The sequence below is a fragment of the Geobacter psychrophilus genome, from assembly GCF_056821595.1.
This window is the reverse complement of record NZ_JBXDTU010000004.1, coordinates 3,449,814-3,469,779: the sequence shown is the minus strand read 5'-3', so window position 1 is coordinate 3,469,779 and position 19,966 is coordinate 3,449,814. Positions and strand designations below refer to the sequence as shown.

Here is a 19,966-nt window from a genome sequence, read left to right as displayed (position 1 = left end):
TAGTATGTGATGATCTACAGGTACACCCGGCGAATGACATTATTGGACAAACAACAGATATTTTATATTAGATCAACTGATTTAAAGGCGAAAAATTTGGTGCGGATTTGGCAATTTCTTCGATCAGCAATTGAAGGCTCAAATCATTACCTGCCAGCCTGGAAGGGATGACTACACCATGCAACTGAGCACGCAAATCATCCCACCGTTCTCTCAGAACAGACCAATTATACTCGTCGTATGTTCCTTTGAAAATTACAGGACAAACTTCAATTCGTGGCAACAAATCAGCTGGACAACCTGAATTAATAGCTTTCTCTAATTGCACTTCCCATTCACTGCCAACTCGGTCAATGCGCCCAATTTGCTGTTCTGTTACACCTGGGTTCCATTCCGGATGCAGTAATACCACTGTCCGGCAGGCCTTGTGTAAATTTAAACCCTCACGGCCGACCATAGATTGTGCAACAAGCACTTTAGGAAAACTTTTTGAGCGGTTAAAAGCTAATTGAATCATTCGACGTGATTCAGGCTTCGTCCCTCCGTACATCAGCCGCGCGAAGCTTCCTTGGGGACGATTATATTCTTCATCTAACCTTTCTAAAAGAGTTGGCCAAAGGTCGGATGCTTCCTGCGTACTCAACTTGCCATCGCCATCGTGATCTCCTTCGCTGCGATCAGATAAAGCATTAAGAAGTTGAATAAACGCATCTGTGAGTTGCCTATGGTTGAGTGAATCACTTTGCTCTCCAAGCAATTCAGACAGAGCATTACTGACCAAAGTCAGAGGACTAATCGAATTATCTTCATCAGCTGACGAGTCAATAGACTCTTTAAAAGCCTTGAATAGATTTTGTGACCGCTCATCGGCTTGTATTTCAATGAGACCTTGTTCAAGGGTATGAATTAGATGGCGCCGTAATGTGATTCTTAGATTTTCGAGCTTTTTATATTGCTCGCTCAATAAATTATCAATCTGTTGAAGTGGAATGCAGCTCTGTAATTGACTATGTGCGGCCTTAAGAGCGGGCCATTCACTGTTTTCCATGTCATCACTGGGGTCCCCGTGAACTTTCGATTGAGGCCAAAGTTGCCCGTTTTGCAAACATCTCAGCATTTCCCGTGCGTTAAGCAAATCCACCAATGCGTGTAACGGTTTTGTGAATCGACCAAAAACCAAAACCTTCCCATTTTTCTCGGTAACTACTTCAATAGCCTGCACTGCTGCCATAATGGCTGGATGATAAAACAGAACATCATCACCATTAAGAAATGGTCCCTTTATAACATTTAACCACCATTGAGTGCGGTCTTCTCGTTTTTGATCAGATATTCTATCTGTGACTGCAGCAGATATAGCAGATTGCTGTTCAAATTCTTCTTGATGACGATCTTTTTCGTTTCGTTTATTTTGATCTATTAATGCGGAAATACCATGACCATTTCCCAAAGTCAGCCTCAAACGTTTTGCGACAGAATTCTCAGAAAGACTAGTTACAACGGAAAGAGCCTCTGCAGCACATACCGCCTGTTTCCACACGGGGTCAAGTGATGAAGTCTCAATTGAAATATCCCTTTCACAGCGATACTCATTCATTTGCCGACCTGAATGCTTTTTGAAACTTTGTACTGCAGGGTCTTCCCGCTTGTCACGACGCAAAAGGTAGGGAGACATTTCCCTTTGAAATGTTAAAGAAGATTGCCGGTACTGTTCACGTGCCTCTAGACTGTTAGGACATTGACGCACGCGGCGAACAGCATCAGAATAATTCCCGATTGCCTGATTGAGCATATCAAAATCCGTGAGTCCAATACGGCTCAAGGTTTGTTTCCATTGGCTGACATCTAACTCAACTGGGGTCGCGGTCATTGCAAGCCTGCGTGCCTCTGGCGACGACAGTACGACCTTATCCAGAAGTCGTGACAATCCACTATCGTAACCTCGACTTTTGTGAGCTTCATCAACGATCACCAAATCAAAAATTCCCAATCCCAAACCAACCGCACGCTCCAACCATGGTCTTAGGTTTTCATTGCTGCCATATTCTTCAGCTTCAAGTGCGCCCGGCCATGGTGTTTGTTCACTCAATTCAGCTGCAAGTTGCCACGCTGGATGTTGCTCATTTTCCGGAATTGCGCTGCAAATACTCTTTACAGCATTTTTTACCCATGAATCTGATAATTTATCTTTTATATAATTATTGTATCCCCTTGGTAGTCGTCCTGTTGTTCTCTGACGCCAATGCGCATAGAAATCCGGCAACAATGCCCATCTCCAAGGAACAGTATCTGCACCCAATCTCCAATTTGTAAATGCATGGGATATCACTACCACTTGCTGTTTAAACCAAGGCTTTTGATGTTCAGTTTTATCCAGCTCCCATGCACTTAGATACTGTAAAAGGCTACGGAGTATGAGCGGAGCATCAACATCCCCCATACGCAGTTCTTCACGCCATTGGTACCCTAGGCCAGGGGGCACGAGTATCGCCACCCTTCCACCAGACTCTACAACACTACGAGCTAACTCAACGGCTATACATGTCTTGCCCATACCAACTTCATCAGCGACAATAATTCCATTTTTGGGAATACGCCTCGCTATTTCAATCAAACTGGCTCGTTGGCCAGTATTTAGAGAATAGTTTCGTTTCAGGCTTAAAGGATTATTTGCATAATCCTGTAGACAGGAAGAAACTTTCTCCCACCCTTTAAATCGCGAGTTCATTATTTCCTCCGATTTTGCTCAACGAAGTGAAATTCCACGCTGATTCAACTCGTTGCAAAACAGCTTCATAGCGTAATCCTTCATCGGTCTTATCGTTTTCAGCAAAAACTGGGCGAAAGGGCATCTCCCACAGAGGGCTAAGTGAATTGATCCCCAACGCCTCAAATGATTTGATCACAGGGCTGTTTTTCGCCTGTATCAAGCTCTGTTCGAGCCTTGTGCACCATGCAGTCCAATCATCTCGGGATACTGAAGTTTGCTTTGCCGCAATGTTTTCAATTAGCTCCATCATCGTTCGTATGGGGTAATTTGCTTCAGATGAGGAAGATGCTGCACCATTAGGATCAGGGGGATCTGTTGGGTTGTCAGCGGGAAGATCATCTTTTGGAAGTAATTCTTCGTCTTCCGGTGGAATCGGAAAATTTGCCAATTGCCACCATGCTTCATCGAGATCAATTTGCGGTAACTCCGTCGCGGCTAAACGACCATATTCGTCAAGTACGGGGACGGCTGATATTTGTGGCTTGCCATTTAAATTCCAACGCAGAGTTGCAAAGCGAGGTCTACCAAACATCCACAAGAATTTACCCTCAGAGTCTGATGTGCAAACTTGTTCATTTGTATCAATAACTTCAAATGATTCCTTTTCTCCTCCAGGGGATTTCAGATAAGACAAACCATCGGTCTGGAGCCATAGCATCCAGGCAACTGGAGGTGCGGTGAATTGGATGGCCCGCTCAGGCATTTCTGCCCCTGCTGAAAGTGGAGCAGTAAGAGTAGTGGCATCAGTTTCCCATTGCACAGGTAACAGATTGAAAATCAATTGTTCAGGAGCCAAGTCTTTATTTCTTCCCCAATACAGATTATCTGGAGCAAAAATAACACCTGCCTCAAGATTCCCCCCATTAACTGACATCTTATTGCTGAACCCCGGACCCGTCAAATTACCTGAACCGAGATAAAGCCAAGAACTGTTACAGTAATTGGAGTTTTCTCGGTAATTGGCACTGAATATAAATTTAGCGTGTAGGGAGCGCTTGAGGAGTGGATTGACGAACAAATCTGTTGGCTGTCCTGCCGGTCTTACCGTAAAACCAGCTTTTGATAATGCCTTGAGGGAATTTGCAACAGCCTGGCATGACAAAGGGTTTACAAATACATCTATTTCTGGATTTGCAGTCAAGAGCTGATTTTCCTTTAGAGAATCAACAATATCTTTTAAAACGGAAGGCACGGAATCATCTGATGAGTTCTCAAAAAAACCAGAACCCATACCGAGATAGTTGCGCCTAACTGCAGATCCAACTAATTTGATCATTTCTGGAAGTTGTTTGAACAATGAGGCTTTACGATTGTCAATAAATCGTGGTTGTGTTTGTCCAGCAATTAAAGAAGTTGCTTCAATCCAGGACATTACAGTTTTTCTGGCATTGTCAGACTCACTATCCACTTTGCCAGGCAATAGAGGGTTTAACGCCCTCAGGTCGTAATAATTACCTAGCCAGCTCAGCAGATTCCAAGCGGATCTTATGTCGGAACAGTGTTGTCGTAAGGGATCGGTAATATTATTTACGTCCTCGCTTGAAATGTCTATACGCCAAGCGAGATCTAGGCTTTTTTCCAAAGTTTCGCATGTCCAGTTTCCTGTAGAAACTATCAATCGTAGATGCCATCGACTCGTTTCACTTTCGTGACGAAATCCCAAAATGGCAACTTTAGCATGCAGCAATACAAATGGTTTATTATTCGAATCCTTTATTGGCAGGTGCATTACGGCGGGCGTTTCATCTAGTCTAACTGGAGGATTTCCTGGATCAAGCATCAGGGCAAGTGCGATTCTGCCTTCATATGCACGCTGTCTCTGCGTTTGTCGAGTAAATCGTTCTGCTGCATCATTGAGAAAATCCGCGTCAGCAGAATAACCGCATAGCCATCCGAAGCGCCCCCGAAAATTATCAGGTGCTTCAAAATGTTGGGCCAAAGAAGGAGATTTAAAAGATTCAGACATCTTATAGCTCCTCCCTTACGTTTAACGCTTCATTTTGACCAAGCCATTCGTGAAGTTCACAATTTAAATCAGCATTTAGGAGAAAAAAGTTTCTTACCCGATGAGAAATTCCATCTGGCAATTTAATTGATTTTGAACTACCCGTCTCTTCGGTCTCATCCTCATCTGACGGTGTGATCTCTTGGTTTGAGTCGTTTCTAAATGCTGGGCCAGGCAATACTAGCCGTCCACGCAATCGGAGTACGCGTTCGTCCCTTTTGACTATGTTAGCAAGTACCACACTATCTAGTTCATCTACACATTCTCTGCAAAAACTATTACCTAATTCATCATTATGCTCCTTGCTCAGAAACTTCTGAGCGCATTCTCTCAAAACCGTAATCGACGCTTTGATATTGTCAGGCAATGAGTCCCCGAGTTTGAATTCTAGTTCTGTATGATTACTGATATGTGCTTCTAAGAGATCAAGTGTTTGTATCGCAGCATCGCGAGTAGCAAAAAATAAAGAACCTGTATGCAAATCATGCCAATGATTGACATTGATAATGGATGGCTTAGCCTCCCAATCGATACTTTGATTTGGATTGGTCCGCAATGTGTCAACCCATTCCAGAGCTGAGCGACGTCGTTCTTTGTCCGCCAGGTTTTCATGTATGCTTCCCTGGATAAGGCGGTCTCTCAGAACTTCACAGCCTCTTTTGGTCATAGGCTCAAGAGGCGATAGGGCTCTTCGTAATTTATCGTTCGTGGATATATTGACAGATTCCCCCATTGTCCAAGCAACTAAGAAATCAAAAATGCTTCTGCTGTAATGACATGGGTTGTAGTCTATCGACTGTGCCTCTATAAAGTCACGGCCCGTTTGTGAACATATAAATGCATTGAACCTGCTGCCATTGGATTCTACAAGTCCTAACGATGGTAATGCTTGAACAGTTGCCATTCGCATGGGCTGAGTTACATAGAAGCCAGGTTTTCGCAGAATTTCAAATCGTATATCATTCTCTTTGCCTTGCATTTTTGTAATACCAAGTAAACGTGAATCACTTTTCCAGCTGTTGGTGTTGAATGCGAGGAAACAGGCAAGAGCTTCGATTGCATTTGCTGTTTCAATGTTATGAACTCGCTTCCCTAAAGCACGCGCCTTCTCAGCGACTGCAACTCCCAATGTTGCCAAAAACAACTGTTTTCCAAACCACGTGCCTCCTATACCTGGTACAGCTAGTTCGTTAAAAGCCCGTACAGAGGCCCCTAATCCTAGAGTACGAGTGCGCCTTTCTCCGCTCATGACTTCCGGTCCTAATAGACCCCATGTTATATTTTCCATTCAATCCTCAATGTCTATAGGTAACAGACTGATAATGTATAATTGGATCTGCAATCAATGAGCGACTATCTATCAATTTTCAAAAACCAATTTCAATAAAGCAGTAACTCTCTCAGAAGCCAAATTATCAGTGCCAGTGTTCTGCAGCTTCATATATCTTTCCAGATAAAATATACCACCCAGTGCTCGTGCAATATCAAAATGCAATTCAGCGCTTTCTGGCTGCATGATCGGCAATTGCCAAGCAAAGACATTGACCCATTCGACATTCTGAACAATCCCTCTGCAACGATTACAAATATCGCTGAGTGCATCCGGAATGTTTCCTGTCGAAACAGCTTCTGCGATTTTTTTCGTAAATGTCTCTTGATCCATCTTGATGTTTGACAAAAAATCGGATTTGATTCTCTCCCCTGCAGCAATTGCTGGTGCCATCGCTACGGCAACCTGATTTCGTTCTTCATCAGAAATTTTGCTTGCCAGTTGTTGTTGCGCTTCAGGAGTGAGCAGGAATAATAGTCTTTCGCGCGATTCTGGTGATCGCACTGGCAACACGGAATAAAGAATTTCATTAAGCGAATTGATCGCCCTAACTTCAGCCTGATTTACCGAAATAGGGGTCATACTCGGATCTCTGATAACTGCACACATAACTCCTCCTCTTCTCAATGATAACTCACGATATATATTAGGTTACGGCATATATATGACAGATCTGGACAACAACCAACTTACATAATAATATGCCACTTCTGCATATTCTTAACGGGTTGACACGGAGGTCACATGCGTGGACGCAGGATGAAGAAATTATTCGATGCAATAAACCTGCTGGCGCAACCATGCGGTGCAACTATCAAGGATTTGGCAAAACGACTGGAAACCAGCGAGCGGCAGGCCTACCGTACAATAGAAACCTTGCAGGACGATTTCTACTTTGTGATTACGAAAGATCAAGCTCTGCTGGGCAGCGACGTACGATATTACCTCAAGGAAAAGGATCAAGTAACCAGTTTCACCAATATGAAGGTGGCTGACCTGAACCTGTCACTCACCGAGGTGATTGCCCTTTATTTCCTGAAAGGGCATGCACGTCTTTACCAAGGAACGGATATCGAAACAGAAATTAACCGGGCTTTTGCGAAACTTGACACCTTCGTACCGGACGGTTTTGAAAAGCGACTGGAAAAAGTTAAGACACTTTTTAGCCCTGCATCACAGTTTGCGAAAGATTATACCGGCAAAGAGAAAATTATCGATGATCTTACAGAGGCCATTCTTCAGCAAAAGACATGCAATATTGAATATCACTCTTTTGGTGATGATAAAATTAAAAACTTCAAAATTGATCCACTTCGCTTCTTCGAGCGAAACGGAGGACTGTATGTTTTCATCAGGGCTACATCATTTGGCGACATCAGAATCCTGGCTGTAGAGCGGATACAGAACATATCAATTCTGAATGCACCGTTTGACCAGCCAAAAGATTTTGATCCAGATGCACTTCTGGATAATGCGTTTGGCGTTTTTTATGACGACCCTGTAACAGTAAAAGTTAGATTTCCTGCCGATCAGGCTCGTTACATTGAGGAACGCCGCTGGGCAAAAGACCAGAAAATTACCAAGTCAAAGAACGGCTCCATCGTTCTCACCATGAATACATCTGGCTGGTATGATGTCAAACGATGGATACTCTCTTTCGGTCCAGAGGCAGAACTACTCGAACCGGAAGAGATGCGCGAAGAATTAAAAGCGGCTGCCCAGGAAATGGCCGATCTTTACGAATAACCCTCGAAGTAAGCTTATTGAGCGCCAAAACCTATGGGGCGATTTATTGCTCCTTTTGCCTCGCATTCTTTCAGGAGCTGTTCGTAAAGTTTACCGGGTGTTACCACTACTTCCCAAAGTTCGAATTGTCGTGCAGCTACAGCAAAATCTCCTGGCGTCAGTTTCTCCAGTCCACGGATCTTTGCCTCCCACAGCCCGATATCCTCTTCACTTCCGCCAAGACGTACAAGCTCCTGGCAAAACATCTGCCATCTTTGCTCCGAAGATAACGGGTTGAACTTGACCTTGAAGGCAAAACGTCTGAGGCTTGCCTGGTCGAGTTTTTCCATAAGGTTCGTCGTGCAGACAAAAATCCCTTCAAATGCTTCAATCTGTGTAAGCAACTCGTTTACTTGTGTTACCTCCCAACTTCTTTGGGCGTCCCGCCGGTCTGCGAGAAAACTGTCAGCTTCATCCAGGACAAGAACGGCATCCTGCTGACGAGCTTCCGTGAACATGGCAGCAATGTTCTTCTCGGACTCCCCAACCCACATGCTTAAGATGTCGGAAGCCCGCTTCAGAATGAGAGGCTTACCAATCTCATCGGAGATATGACGAGCGAGTTCACTTTTTCCCGTACCAGCTGCTCCATAAAAGCAGAAGGTTCCTCTCGGGCGCCGCTTCAACCCACTAACGATAGAAGGGATATCGATGTCAGTGTTGAGATAATCGAGTTTATAGCCCGTTCGAAGAACATTACGGCTTGGTGTTCGCTTCTGACCCAGTAATGTTGTGCTTCTGTCGAGCGTTTGCTCAATAAGCTGAATTGCACGTACATTATTTCCGCCACTGGCAATTTTTGCGACCTTTGCTGCTCGATCAAGCTGACCGGGTGTTATCTCATCATTGCCGGCAATTCTTTCAATCAACGCTTGGGGAGGATCAAAACATCCCAGGTGGTACTCTGCAATATTCAGTCGCACCGCGACCGGTGGTATTGAAAACGCAATTGAATAGTCGAATCTTCGTAAATATGCAGGGTCAATATGCCCAATCCGGTTACTTATCCATATTGCCGGTACGGGGTTACGCTCCATCGTCCGGTTTATCCATGCTTTCCCGCTGCTTTTCCCTCCTCCATTATCTTCCATGAGAAAGCTGAACATTCCGTAATCAGCCGGGAATACATCCTCTATTTCGTCAAACATTAAGACGGCATTACTGGTCCTTGCCAGAAGTCGCTGACAGAAGTTAAAGGCCCGCAGGCGAGCAGCCCCCTTAATAGGATCTCCATCCTCGTCTGAAAACGCGATCTCATACAAGTCAGCTCCCATTTCAGCCGCAACGGTTTGAACAAATTCCGTTTTGCCAACCCCCGGTTTACCGTGCAGCAGGATGTTGACGCCTGTTGTCCTCTCATCCAGGACATTCGATAGATAGTCGCGCATCACAACTATGTCGCTTTTCAGGTGGGAAAAATTTTCCAGTGTCAAAGTCGGACTGGAAGCTCTTTTTAGAAATCTGCCGGAAAGCTCTTCGGTACTCAGGTGGGGTGACAAGAGGATTGAGCTCAGACCTTCGAATACGTCAAGTTTATCCTCAAGATCAACAACTCCCTTGGAATTACGAATTAATCCAGTACTGATGAGGAGACTATCGCCTCCAATTGATGATCGGAACTCAGCTTCTGAAAATCCGGAGATCCTGCTGAGAATCTGGCAGATAAGCTGGTTTGATGTTTTCTCACACCTGGAAGATATTGCTCCCTTGAAAGGGGGAAACAGATCCATTGCCGCAGCAAAAGCAAGAACGCATTGATCTGCTTCGTTCAAGCCAACCAAGTCTGCCAGAAGCTCAATGTTATCAAACAGTGCCAGACGGTCAGGAACCTTGACCTTCTGAAGAGCTGCCAGATGTTTTTCAAGCATTTTGAGGCAGTTTTTTGCGGTTGGTATCTTTGCAGAGGTTTCGTCTTCATCATCGTCATCGGTATCGTAAGGATCAGGGATACCGGTGAGTGCGAGGAAATCTTCATCGGAGAAAATATCAGGCCATTTCCCGAATTTAGTTGGCCTGTGCCAGTCAAGAAGTATGGCAATTTCAATAAGCCATGTACCGAGTAGCGGCCTGTACTCACTGGCAACCTTACCGATGCGACTGCGTTTTGTTCCTCTTCTTCTTTTTCTGAAATATTGCGGTTGCATGAACCCTCCTGCCTGTCGAACGCTATTGTCTTTAAATCAACAATATCCGTTGTCATTGACAGAATTGGACAATCAACCGCGAAAAATTCAACAAACGACAAAAAACTAATTCAAAACTTGGTATAGAAATTTGAGGCAGGTCAATTAGTCGATTTGCCTAACCATTTGATGGCTTCCGTGTAGCCACTCGTGTAACCTCTGTGACGCTTTTCTTCAATTTGCACTGATGATTACTTACTTTTGTACATCTGAAAGATAAATATAAGTTCCAGTAGCCCCAAGCCTGTTCGTCGCATTGAAGGATTGCGTCTTGAGTAATGCAACTTGTGCCGTTGAATCTGCATTGAAGTTGAACTGAACTATGGATACGCTCTTCATAAAGCTGAGGCCGTGATCGAGCCGTATCGTGCACTTGGCACCGTCACTCCAGACAATTGAAATATCCCGCGCATGCTGAGCTTGATACTTTGGCACCTCTTTTACTGTTATTGCTCCACCTGACGCCTTTAACAGCTGTTCTATGGCAGCGTTCCTGTGCTGACGGATTTGCCAATCGTCATGTAACAACTCAGAAGGTTTGTAATTTTGCTTGACGAAATCGACCGTTTCGACAACGAGTTTGACGCCTGTGTCGAACTTTCCGAAATACGCACTTAGGCCCTTAGTTACTTCTCCCAATAATTTAACATTCATAGGGGACGAGAAAAACTTGTCCCTGAACTCGACACTGGCAATCGGATTTTTCTGTTCCAACCGTTCCTTTAGATGCGGAAGCTTCGAACATACCTGCTGCCAAAACAGGCCACCAAAATTGTTGATTGGACCATCCAGTTGCTTCGTGATAACCAGCTCGGTAAAACTCCCTGGCGGGGCTCTTCTTACTTTACCCGTGTCAATAACGAGTCCCTTGATCGGCGACAACGGCAGTCCATTTGAAACTTTTACACACCGGTCGTCCTGGTTTGCCCTTGCCCAGTATTCTGATGGGGTTAAGCAGTCAGGCGAAGTTGTTGCCCATCTGACGGTCCTGTGGGCACCCCCTACCTCTGCAATCAGGTTGGGGATATGGAGGTCATCCTCTTGTGGAACAATCTCGCGTAGCTGGATGCCTCCTGCCTCGATTAAGCTGGCTAGTGGGTTTGCTACTGATGAGTCGAGTGAAAAGATGGCCTCTTTCTTCGCCAGCAATACCACCTTGCGATCTTCGCTGGCCCATTTGAGAAGAGAGGATCGAAGCGGCCAGTCCAGAAAATCCCAGTGTTCGAGATTCCCCCCCAGATAGATACGCAACTCGTCAACATCGCTCCGTTGCATTTCCCTATAAAGGGCAAAATGCAACTCGTCGAACTCAAGTCTGGATTGGGGGCCGAAAAAATGCAGCTCTTTCGGCAGGCTTAAGCCTTTCAGTAACTGCGGGGAAATTTGTGCCATGGCCTCATGGCGATTCAGCCGTTTCACATCATGCTGCGTGTCATAGGTTAACAGGCACGAGTGGCAAGCCGTGTCACAGTTCTTCTTGCATGTAAGGATCTCCCTGGCTCTTTCTAGCAATTTGGGAAGATTGGACGCGGCAGCGGCAACGAAGCCGGCTCCTCCTGTCGATGTGTCGTAGAGCACAATGGATCGCGCCAGTTGGTTGGTCGGCGTACGAGACGGGATACTCGCACAGCTTATTTCCCGATCGTTGATCCCTAACTCTTCTGCCAGCGCCTGCCGTAAGGCTGTCGCAAGAGAATATGCCGCCACATCACTGTTGAGTGGAGCTCCTGAAACTGGGTCCGAGAGCTGCAGTTCAAAGACATCGGTAGACACCCCCAACCCTAGCCACTGGTTCCTCTTGATTGCCCACTGCTGGTCATTCCCAGGGCATAACGACTGGCCATTTCTCTCCTTGCCTCCCCGTAACCGGTAGTGGTCCTGGAGTTCAAATGGCAAAGTACCACCGGTGGCTGTCTCTGATGCTGAGCGCCCACAGCGCAGACAAATGGCGTAGCCGTGCCCCATCAAACCCCCGGATTGGTGGAAGATGTGCCCCTCGTGGCTGAACCTGTAGCGGCCCAGCTCGGGGCGCGGCAGGGGCGACCAGGGCGTCTGACCGGCAGTTATCCATGGCTTATGGACCGGCATATATTTGCGATACGACAAGTCATTGTGAGGCTCGGTATAGATGTTTACGGCAAAACCCGCCGGTTGGAGGTATGGCTTGATCACCAACAGATCGGACTCCGCCCCGCAGACTGGACAGCTATGTAGAATTGTCGATCGAGTGCCGCTGGAGCCACAACTGCGACAACGCCAAGCGTTTTTAAACGACTGCAGTTCTGGCGCCTGAGTATAGTCCCCGGCCGGTACGTGCCAGTTCAGCGTGACTCCTTCTGATGTGAACACCTGTCCATCGATAACGATATCGCTGCCTGGGGCGTACTCTCGGATCGCCATCGGCAAATCGCGGGACGGATACCCCCGCCTTTGTGAGCGGTTGTCCTCGCGCTCCTTGGATGCCCTTCCATCATGGCGTAAAGTCTCCAATGTAGAGTTGATGAATGGAACCACTGCCGTAGGGAAGCCATAACCTGGTAAGAACCCTGACGCGGCAAGCTCCCCCAGCAGATATTCATCGTAGATGCGCTTCAATTGCTTCAGGATTGCGAGCTGTGCCGGCGACGCTTTTGATTGATCTGTGGGCGCACCCCCAGCATGTTCCAATTCAAGCTGAAGGGCATTTTCTTCTTCGAGCCATCTTTCCTTGATCCTTTTGAGCTGAAGACCCACTTGCTCTAGCAACCGTGTAGGCTCAACGCCTTCCAGGGCTGTTCCGTGAGACAATCGCCTTAACCCTTTAATCAACCATGCATCTGAAAGCCGGTCCTCATGCTTTTGTACCCATAGCTCCATAATACTGGCTGGAGAGCTGGCATCCTCTGACGGTGAAGAAAAAAACCACTGGCACTGCAGCTTGGTCAGATCCTGAGCGTGCTGCTGCAGGAATCGGGTAAGAGTAAGCGCGTTGATGTGCCGCTGAATAATGCGCTCGCTTTGCAGCGAAACATGTGGAAGCTTGATAGGCGTTCTGAACGGCCATACCGGATTGGAGAACACAGACTCTCCATGCGGAGCGCTTTGGCATAGGGTAAAGCTGACTGCGGCGGATTCTTTACGTCGCCCCGCCCGGCCTGCCCGCTGGAGATAGTTAGCAGGTGACGGGGGAGCATTGTTCATTGCTACGCAAGATACGCCACCGATATCTACACCCATCTCCATGGTCGTTGAACAGCTCAGGATATTGATCCGGGCAGACTTGAACCCCTCCTCCAACTTCCTAAGCCGGGAGCTGTTCTGTTGTGCCGAGTGTTCGTTGATCCGGTAGAAATCACTGAACGTGGCGATCCGGTCGCTATATGACGACCAGACCCCTTGCTTCCGGAGGTCAGCGATCCGGGCATCTGTCTCCAGCCAGTCCAGGATTTTTTCGCGCGGAACTGACTGGCCGTTGTCTCGGGTAAACGGGTACATCAGCTCGGGTAGTCGGATCTTCGTACACTTGGCCAGGCTTTCGGGGATTTCCATTGACGTGTAAGGTGACCACCCTAGCAGCGTCACATCCACTACTCGTCGGGTGACTGGGCAAAACCACGCATCCTGTACTGACTTGAACTCCACCTTTCGTTCGAGGCTCAGACGGAATCCGTCGTGTTCCTGTGCCAACAGCTTCGTCCGTATCTGCGTCCATGCCGCTGCCAGAAGTTCATTGACATCGGATCGATCGGATCGGTTCTCTGGGGACAACGCAAGAGCACGAAAGAGGAGAATCGGGAGTCGTGAGCGGGGGATAGCATCCCGCACCATCGGCCAGCGTAGCTGCCAGCGACCTGCCGGAACTTCATCCGGCCCGATCAGGAAGCGTGTCGGCAGGTCTATGCCGATCCAGCGAGAGTGCTCTTGAGGTACTTGTACAGCGCAGGCTCCTCTAATGGAGAAATCAACCGCGATTTTCAGGAAGTCTCGCCAGTCCTGGACGCCAAGCCTTCTTTGTTTCCATGCTGGGGGGAGGTCTGTATCGCTGATTCTATCCAGATCCGGATAATGGAGGGAAACCAGCCCGAGGGTTTCCAACGACGTCTGGCGCTTCGGTCTTCGAGCAAACTCCCTGATCAGGCAGAGTTGCGCTATCTGATGCGAGTTCAAGTGCTTGAACGCAGTGTGCTTCCACTGCTCCGGCATCCAATCCTGCAAGACTTTTGTCGCCTGCATAAGATGAAGAGAGTCTCCCCATGATAGCGTGCTTCCCACCGATGATTCACAGCTCTCTATATCGTTCTTCATATTCGATATTGCTACTGCGAGCGCTTCCATAGGGGTCTGCTTATACAATCCTTCCAACTGCTCAAGTTGAGTCTTCTTCTTCGCCAGTTCCTCAGGGTCGTGGCTGCTCTTGTTTGCTGATATCTGGTGGTACAACCAGCTACGAGAGTAGTTTCTTTCCGCGTCTAACTGTGATTGGAGAGAAAACCTGGCTGTGCCTTGCCTGCTATCGCTGAATGTTATGAGCCGCCGGCCGCCAAACGGCACGTTGGAGGCCTTGTCTGAAATAGGCGGGGTATGTTCTAGCAGTGTCGGTACGGACATAAGCAGGTGGAATGCGGCTCCGGAGCGGGCCGGTCTGAAGAGCTGTCCCTGTCGTTTCTCTTTTTGGCCGCATCGACGGCAGCGGAATCCGTCATCCAGGTGCGTCAGGCCGAGCTGTATGGAATTCTTGCCCGTATCGCCGATATGTCCAGTGATCCTGTCAACCGTAGCAGGTACTTCGACAAACTTTGCATCTGTGATTAATCTAGGGAACGAGTAGGGGTACTGTTCCTGCTCCTCGTCAGGGTTCTCGTCGTCTACAAGTCCCTCGTCTTCTGTATCATCCTCATTGGTATCAATGCTGTACGGTACCAAGACGGACTGTTCATCAATCACATTTTCTTCGGCTGACAAATACTCCTCCCCACAGGAGTCACAAAAAACTAATTCATATACTCTGGAACCGCAATCTGGGGCGTCACATCTTTCGCGGCGCTCCATAAAGATTTTTCCAAAGGACCACTCGGGGCTGTTCAGGTGAGTGTTTTCCCGGCCCGAGCAGGTACTGTTGCAACAGGCCCAGATACCGCTCTGGGTGCGGTGAAACAGATGCCCTCGCAGTGGGATGAGAGTTTCATCCTCACGCTTCGCAATTCTGCATAAGTCGAGCAGCTCGAGCGTTTGCGCTTTATCGTCCAGTGACACGTTTTTCTTGCCGACATACGCTTCAGAAAGCTCCGAAATAGTCATTGGTCCTTTGTCAGTCAGCGATTGCCGGACTGTCCGGGCATTCTTGTTTTTTGCCAGTGTTTCGTAGAGTGCCGCCGGATCGAGATGCTTGAGTTCTGCGACTGGTGGCAGAGGGACATCCACTCCAGAATATATCTTGTCCAAAGGAGGCACGTACCGGCTCCCGGTCACCACTGATACTCTGGACGGGTCAATGCCTGCTACATCTGCCAGGTAATGCTGAAGCTGTCGAACCGCGTTATCATCGCCTGCGCTCCCGATAGTCGCCGACGTAGCGATGAACCGGACGTTATGAGCCTCCACTCCAAAAGCATGCAGCACTCGCCTCAGCAGCAGCGAAATTTCAGCTGCATGGGAACCTATATAGGTGTGGGCTTCGTCGAGAACGATCCACCTCAGTTTCCCTTTTGATTTTTCGATTATAGGATTGTCTTGCTGGCGAACGAGCATATATTCCAACATGGTCGAGTTTGTTACCAAAATGGGCGGTGGCGATGCCCGGAGTAGCTTGCGGGACAGCACCTCCTCGGGTTTTTCGGCTTGTACGGATTTTTTTTCTTCGTCAGGGGTATCTCCGTTGTAGAGGGCATACCTGATTCCCCCCTTGAATTCTGTCGTCCATGCTCTCAGGCGGTCTCTCTGGCTGTTGATCAGGGCGTTCAATGGGTAGAGCATCAACGCCTGCACGCCTTCGAGAGTTTCTTTCTTGTCCAACTGGTCGGCCAGATCACTTAGTATTGGCACCAGAAAACACTCCGTTTTACCAGAACCGGTACCGCTGCTGACAATAATGGAGCGCGGCGGTGCTTCCTTCAAGGCATTCCATGCCGTTACCTGATGCGCATATGGATGCCAGTCTGCACCGAACTTCTGTTCCTCCAACTCTTTCGGCGGGTTATCCATAGCCTTGACGAGGCGTTTATTGAGGAGGTTCCCGGCCAACTCCTGCATGGCCATTGGCGCCTGCTGCCAACCGAAGCTCGCCTCAAATACAGGGTCAGCGAGAAAACTCCCCGGTTCGCCTGACGGTCTTTCGAAAACGTCATGGAGGTGGAGGCGCAATGGGTTTGATACCGGGCTGAATTTGCTGATGAACGCCCGAGCTGCACGTTGCCCCAGCTCTCTGACCAAAGTTGAAAAATATGAATTTGATTCGTTCGTCATGTCAGATCTCCATGTCGTTGCATATGCAGTACCCAATACTCGATGCCAGCGCAAAGCCGTACGAAACGTCAAACCATGTCGGATCGAACTCGCGGAGCTTCCGTATGTTGAAAATCATGCGCTTTTTGAGCTTAATGTTGAAGGCGGCACAAAAGGCCGCGGCGACAGGGGCGTTAAGAACCGACAGGCGATACTCTGGCCCCATCATCGTGGTATTCCAGAGGGAATGGAGTTCTTCAGGTATATGCCCATGTACGGTGGGCCACCATTCCTCGCCGAGCTCTGGGCACATGGGCCAAATGTCGTCTGCGTGCATCTGTAACAGGTCCTGCTCTGCCGGCGTCAGAATCACCATCTTCATGGTCTGGTGTGCATTCCTCATAGTAAACATGTGTAGATATTGCAAGTTGGGGATCAGCGTTGAAAACAACTGGTGCTTAGCGAGTTCCACCAAAGATTGCATCCCCGCCTGCCTTATAGGGACTTGATTGAAGAACGTCCTGAATGAGGCATCTACAACCGAATCCAGATTGCCGTCAAACGATTCTGCAAGCGGGGCGAGGGCTTCCCTCATTTGTTGCTCGCGTATTATTGCCGCCTTTATCCATGACGACACCGGTACGAGGTACCATGCAAACGGCAGCCGCTCCAGACCGGACCAGACCTCGTCGAAAGTATCTTCACCAGTCTTCAAGAGGACGGTCGCCGCCGCATCCGGGTGGCGGGCCAAACGACCGATGATGTCAAAGGTGGTTGCAGGCAAATGCTTCAAGTGGTTGAAGCAGGCGTTGATTTTTTTCCAGTCGGCATGGTTGGGGTCTGCAGATAGTTGCCCCAGAAGTTCGTCGCAGGCGTCAGAACGATCACGTGGAGTTATGAGTTTTGCTACTGATTCAAACGACCTGTCTATAGTATCCACCGGTATGGGTGTGGAGTCATTATAGACCGTCCAGCACAACGGCCTGATCCTACACCAATCGCCATCCCATCCGGTAATCAGCCATGGCCCCAGAGATCTGTCCTCCTTATGGAACTGCCATCTGCCGGGGTTTGTGGCCGGCAGAATCTCATACTCTTGGTCGGGGTTCGTCAACGGAAACGCCCTGAACTCCAATCGAGACGCGTCCCCGTTCAATGTCTTCAATTCCTTTTCTGGAATGTATACCTCACCAGAGTCTTTATCAGGTTGAATGCTCAGGTCGTACCGGGCGATATAAATCCTTTGGGGAAACGTTGTATAATTGCTGGAAATGACCCCGACCCTGATCATCGCATCGAGATCCTCGACGGCAGCGAATAGCAGATTGCATCCGTCCTGCAGCTGCCGGAGGTCAATCTCATGGCGGCCAGGTGCAACCTCTACAAGCTTGATACTGTCCAGCTTAATGCCTGACAGCCTATTCGATAACGCTGTTGCCTCGATACTGAATGTGAGATTCGGGTTTAGGTCCATGACTTGAACAGTTACTCCCGACATGCGTGACATGTGGACAATATCGTCGGTATGCAGGACGGTGCCGTCGCGGTTTATGAAGCGTACGCCCCTCGCCGGGTACGGCACGCTCAAGACAAGTTCCTGTCCGAGATTCCATCTGATATGTACGTCTAGGTTCGCAGGCGGATCGCTCTCCGAAATACACTCGAAACGAGTCCCATCTGGAATAGAGGATGTCAAAATCTGCAGATTTGCTTGATTCGAGGCGCATCCGTAATGCATGGCGGCCATCCCGGTGATTTCTATAGCGCCTTCACGAGCGTTCCTCCCTGGGATGAACATTATTTTGCCGGTCTTGGGCACCACATCGATTTTCGCCATAAAGTGCGTTTCGCCCTGCTTCACATGGCGGATGGCAACTGGCCCGCAGCAGTCGATCAGGTCAGATTTCCATCCGTCATTCCCTTTTCTCGTCCTCCATTGGAGCTGAGTTGCCGGGATGGTCTGGATAGATCCATTTTCCAGATAGCTGACGATTTTAGGAAATCCTCTGTAGATATTGGATCCAAAGGTCCCGTGAGAGAGGAACTCTCCTGATATTGCGTATTGTGCGCTTTCCTCCTCAGCGGCCTTTGTGCATATGGTCGTATTGCTTGTACCGTCCGATACGACTACCGTTCCCGAGATACGGTAGAGTTGCCTACCTAATAGCTGGTCATCTCCCAGGTATTCGCAGAGTTCATCACTGCTGGTTATGCTTGACGTGCTTGGAATTGCCATGAGCGCGAATGGATGTCTTGTACGTAGACCTCCTTCTCCGATTAGCTCCCATTGATCGGTATCGCTGTCTTTTGCTGAAAAGACCCATGGCAAATCAGATAGACCGAGACTTCCCTTGATGTTCCGGATCTCCCTGGTCAGGTTGTTTGATCTTGCATCCAGCCAGAGTTGCTCTGTCGCGCTACTACCGGATACTGTGCTGGAGGTGCCGCTGGGGATTTCCGCTGCGAATCTGCCATCATCTCCTGCCGTTCTTCTCGTAACCAGCGCCAAGAGCTGACGGGCGGCCGATTGCTGACATAAATAGAGCTGCACGTTGTAGGGTAGTTGGTTGACCGGGATCTGAAGTTGCTCCGCCAGAGATGGGGCGTCAAAGTAAGGGGGAATCTGTATCTTGCGCTCGAGCCGAAAGGATGAGCCTGTTCTTTTCAGAACAGTGGTGATCTTGATCTCTTGGATTCTGGCTATCTTGACCGCATCCTTGATGAGGCTGTTCAGGAGTGCTTTGGCGGCCTCGTCTGACACCACGAGCGGGAAGCCGTCCCGCCAGCTGGGAAGTGTCCGGTCCAGGTCCTCTATTGGGGTCGATGTATCACCGATGCGATACTGTAGATTCCATACTTGTTCAATCAGTTCTCCACATAGCTGAAACAGTGGTTTCTGGCGGAGCCCCTTTGGTAGGCGCGACCCAATCCGGCCGGCGAGTTCAAAGGGACTGATTTCTCCTCGGCCATATACCCGGAATTCATTGAGGAGCGCCTTGAGGTACTGCTGGAGGTAGCTGTACCCCTCCCGATGAATAATTTTAAGGGGTAGCCCTCCCTCACAGGCGAGCGTAATGAAATAGGCGTTCCTGTCTCCCACGGTCAACAGGCTCCTCTTCCAGAACCTCAACCCGAGTCGAATAGGGTCATAGAGGTCTATCCTGTTGTGATCCTCATCCATCCCAAGCGACACGAGAATCCCGTCCCATTTCCATGGCCCGGAGTCATAATTCTTTCGCCACCATTCAGAGGCATAGAGACAGAACGCTGCAGACTCAAAAATGCTGCTTTGGGGGAGATGGCCATTTCTGAACCTTATGACATCGCGCAGCGCGGCCTGTATGTCTGTATATTCGTTTTCAGAGCACCTGTATTTGCAGAGCATGCGGCCGTCAGTACTGGCGAGGTTATTTCTCTCCAGTATATTCGTGACTATATCAGAGCACTTGTGCATGGCCCCTCCCCAAGGGTAA

8 protein-coding genes are annotated in these 19,966 nt (G+C 48.5%); 1 reads left to right on the top strand and 7 read right to left on the bottom strand.

The window, feature by feature from the left end:
- Window positions 1–67 precede the first annotated feature (67 nt).
- From ACOCF6_RS18640 to ACOCF6_RS18625, 4 genes are all read right to left on the bottom strand, one after another.
- Window positions 68–2,728 (bottom strand): DEAD/DEAH box helicase, encoded by a 2,661-nt coding sequence (locus tag ACOCF6_RS18640; protein WP_482461824.1) that lies wholly within the window; start codon window positions 2,726–2,728, stop codon window positions 68–70.
- Window positions 2,712–4,736: a hypothetical protein gene (locus tag ACOCF6_RS18635; RefSeq protein WP_482461823.1), complete on the bottom strand. Its 2,025-nt coding sequence runs from the start codon at window positions 4,734–4,736 to the stop codon at window positions 2,712–2,714. Before ACOCF6_RS18635 ends, ACOCF6_RS18640 begins: the two co-directional genes overlap by 17 nt.
- Before the next feature lies 1 nt (window position 4,737).
- Window positions 4,738–6,063: a hypothetical protein gene (locus tag ACOCF6_RS18630; protein ID WP_482461822.1), complete on the bottom strand. Its 1,326-nt coding sequence runs from the start codon at window positions 6,061–6,063 to the stop codon at window positions 4,738–4,740.
- Window positions 6,064–6,135: 72 nt separating this feature from the next.
- Entirely contained in the window at window positions 6,136–6,714 is a 579-nt protein-coding gene (locus ACOCF6_RS18625) for a hypothetical protein (RefSeq protein ID WP_482461821.1), read from the bottom strand.
- A 135-nt stretch (window positions 6,715–6,849) separates the two neighbouring features.
- On the opposite strand from ACOCF6_RS18625, the gene ACOCF6_RS18620 reads away from it, so the two are divergent.
- A complete protein-coding gene (locus ACOCF6_RS18620) occupies window positions 6,850–7,851 on the top strand; it encodes a helix-turn-helix transcriptional regulator (protein ID WP_482461820.1) in 1,002 nt (333 codons plus the stop codon).
- Between the two features lie 14 nt (window positions 7,852–7,865).
- On the opposite strand, the gene ACOCF6_RS18615 is transcribed toward ACOCF6_RS18620, so the two are convergent.
- From ACOCF6_RS18615 to ACOCF6_RS18605, 3 genes are all read right to left on the bottom strand, one after another.
- On the bottom strand, window positions 7,866–10,034 hold the full coding sequence (locus tag ACOCF6_RS18615) for an AAA family ATPase (RefSeq protein WP_482461819.1): 2,169 nt from the start codon (window positions 10,032–10,034) through the stop codon (window positions 7,866–7,868).
- A gap of 234 nt (window positions 10,035–10,268) precedes the next feature.
- Window positions 10,269–16,514 carry a DEAD/DEAH box helicase gene (locus ACOCF6_RS18610; RefSeq protein ID WP_482461818.1) on the bottom strand — a complete coding sequence of 2,082 codons (6,246 nt, stop codon included), beginning with the start codon at window positions 16,512–16,514 and terminating at the stop codon, window positions 10,269–10,271.
- A gap of 1 nt (window position 16,515) precedes the next feature.
- On the bottom strand, window positions 16,516–19,947 hold the full coding sequence (locus ACOCF6_RS18605; protein WP_482461817.1) for an STY4851/ECs_5259 family protein: 3,432 nt from the start codon (window positions 19,945–19,947) through the stop codon (window positions 16,516–16,518).
- Window positions 19,948–19,966: the final 19 nt, after the last annotated feature.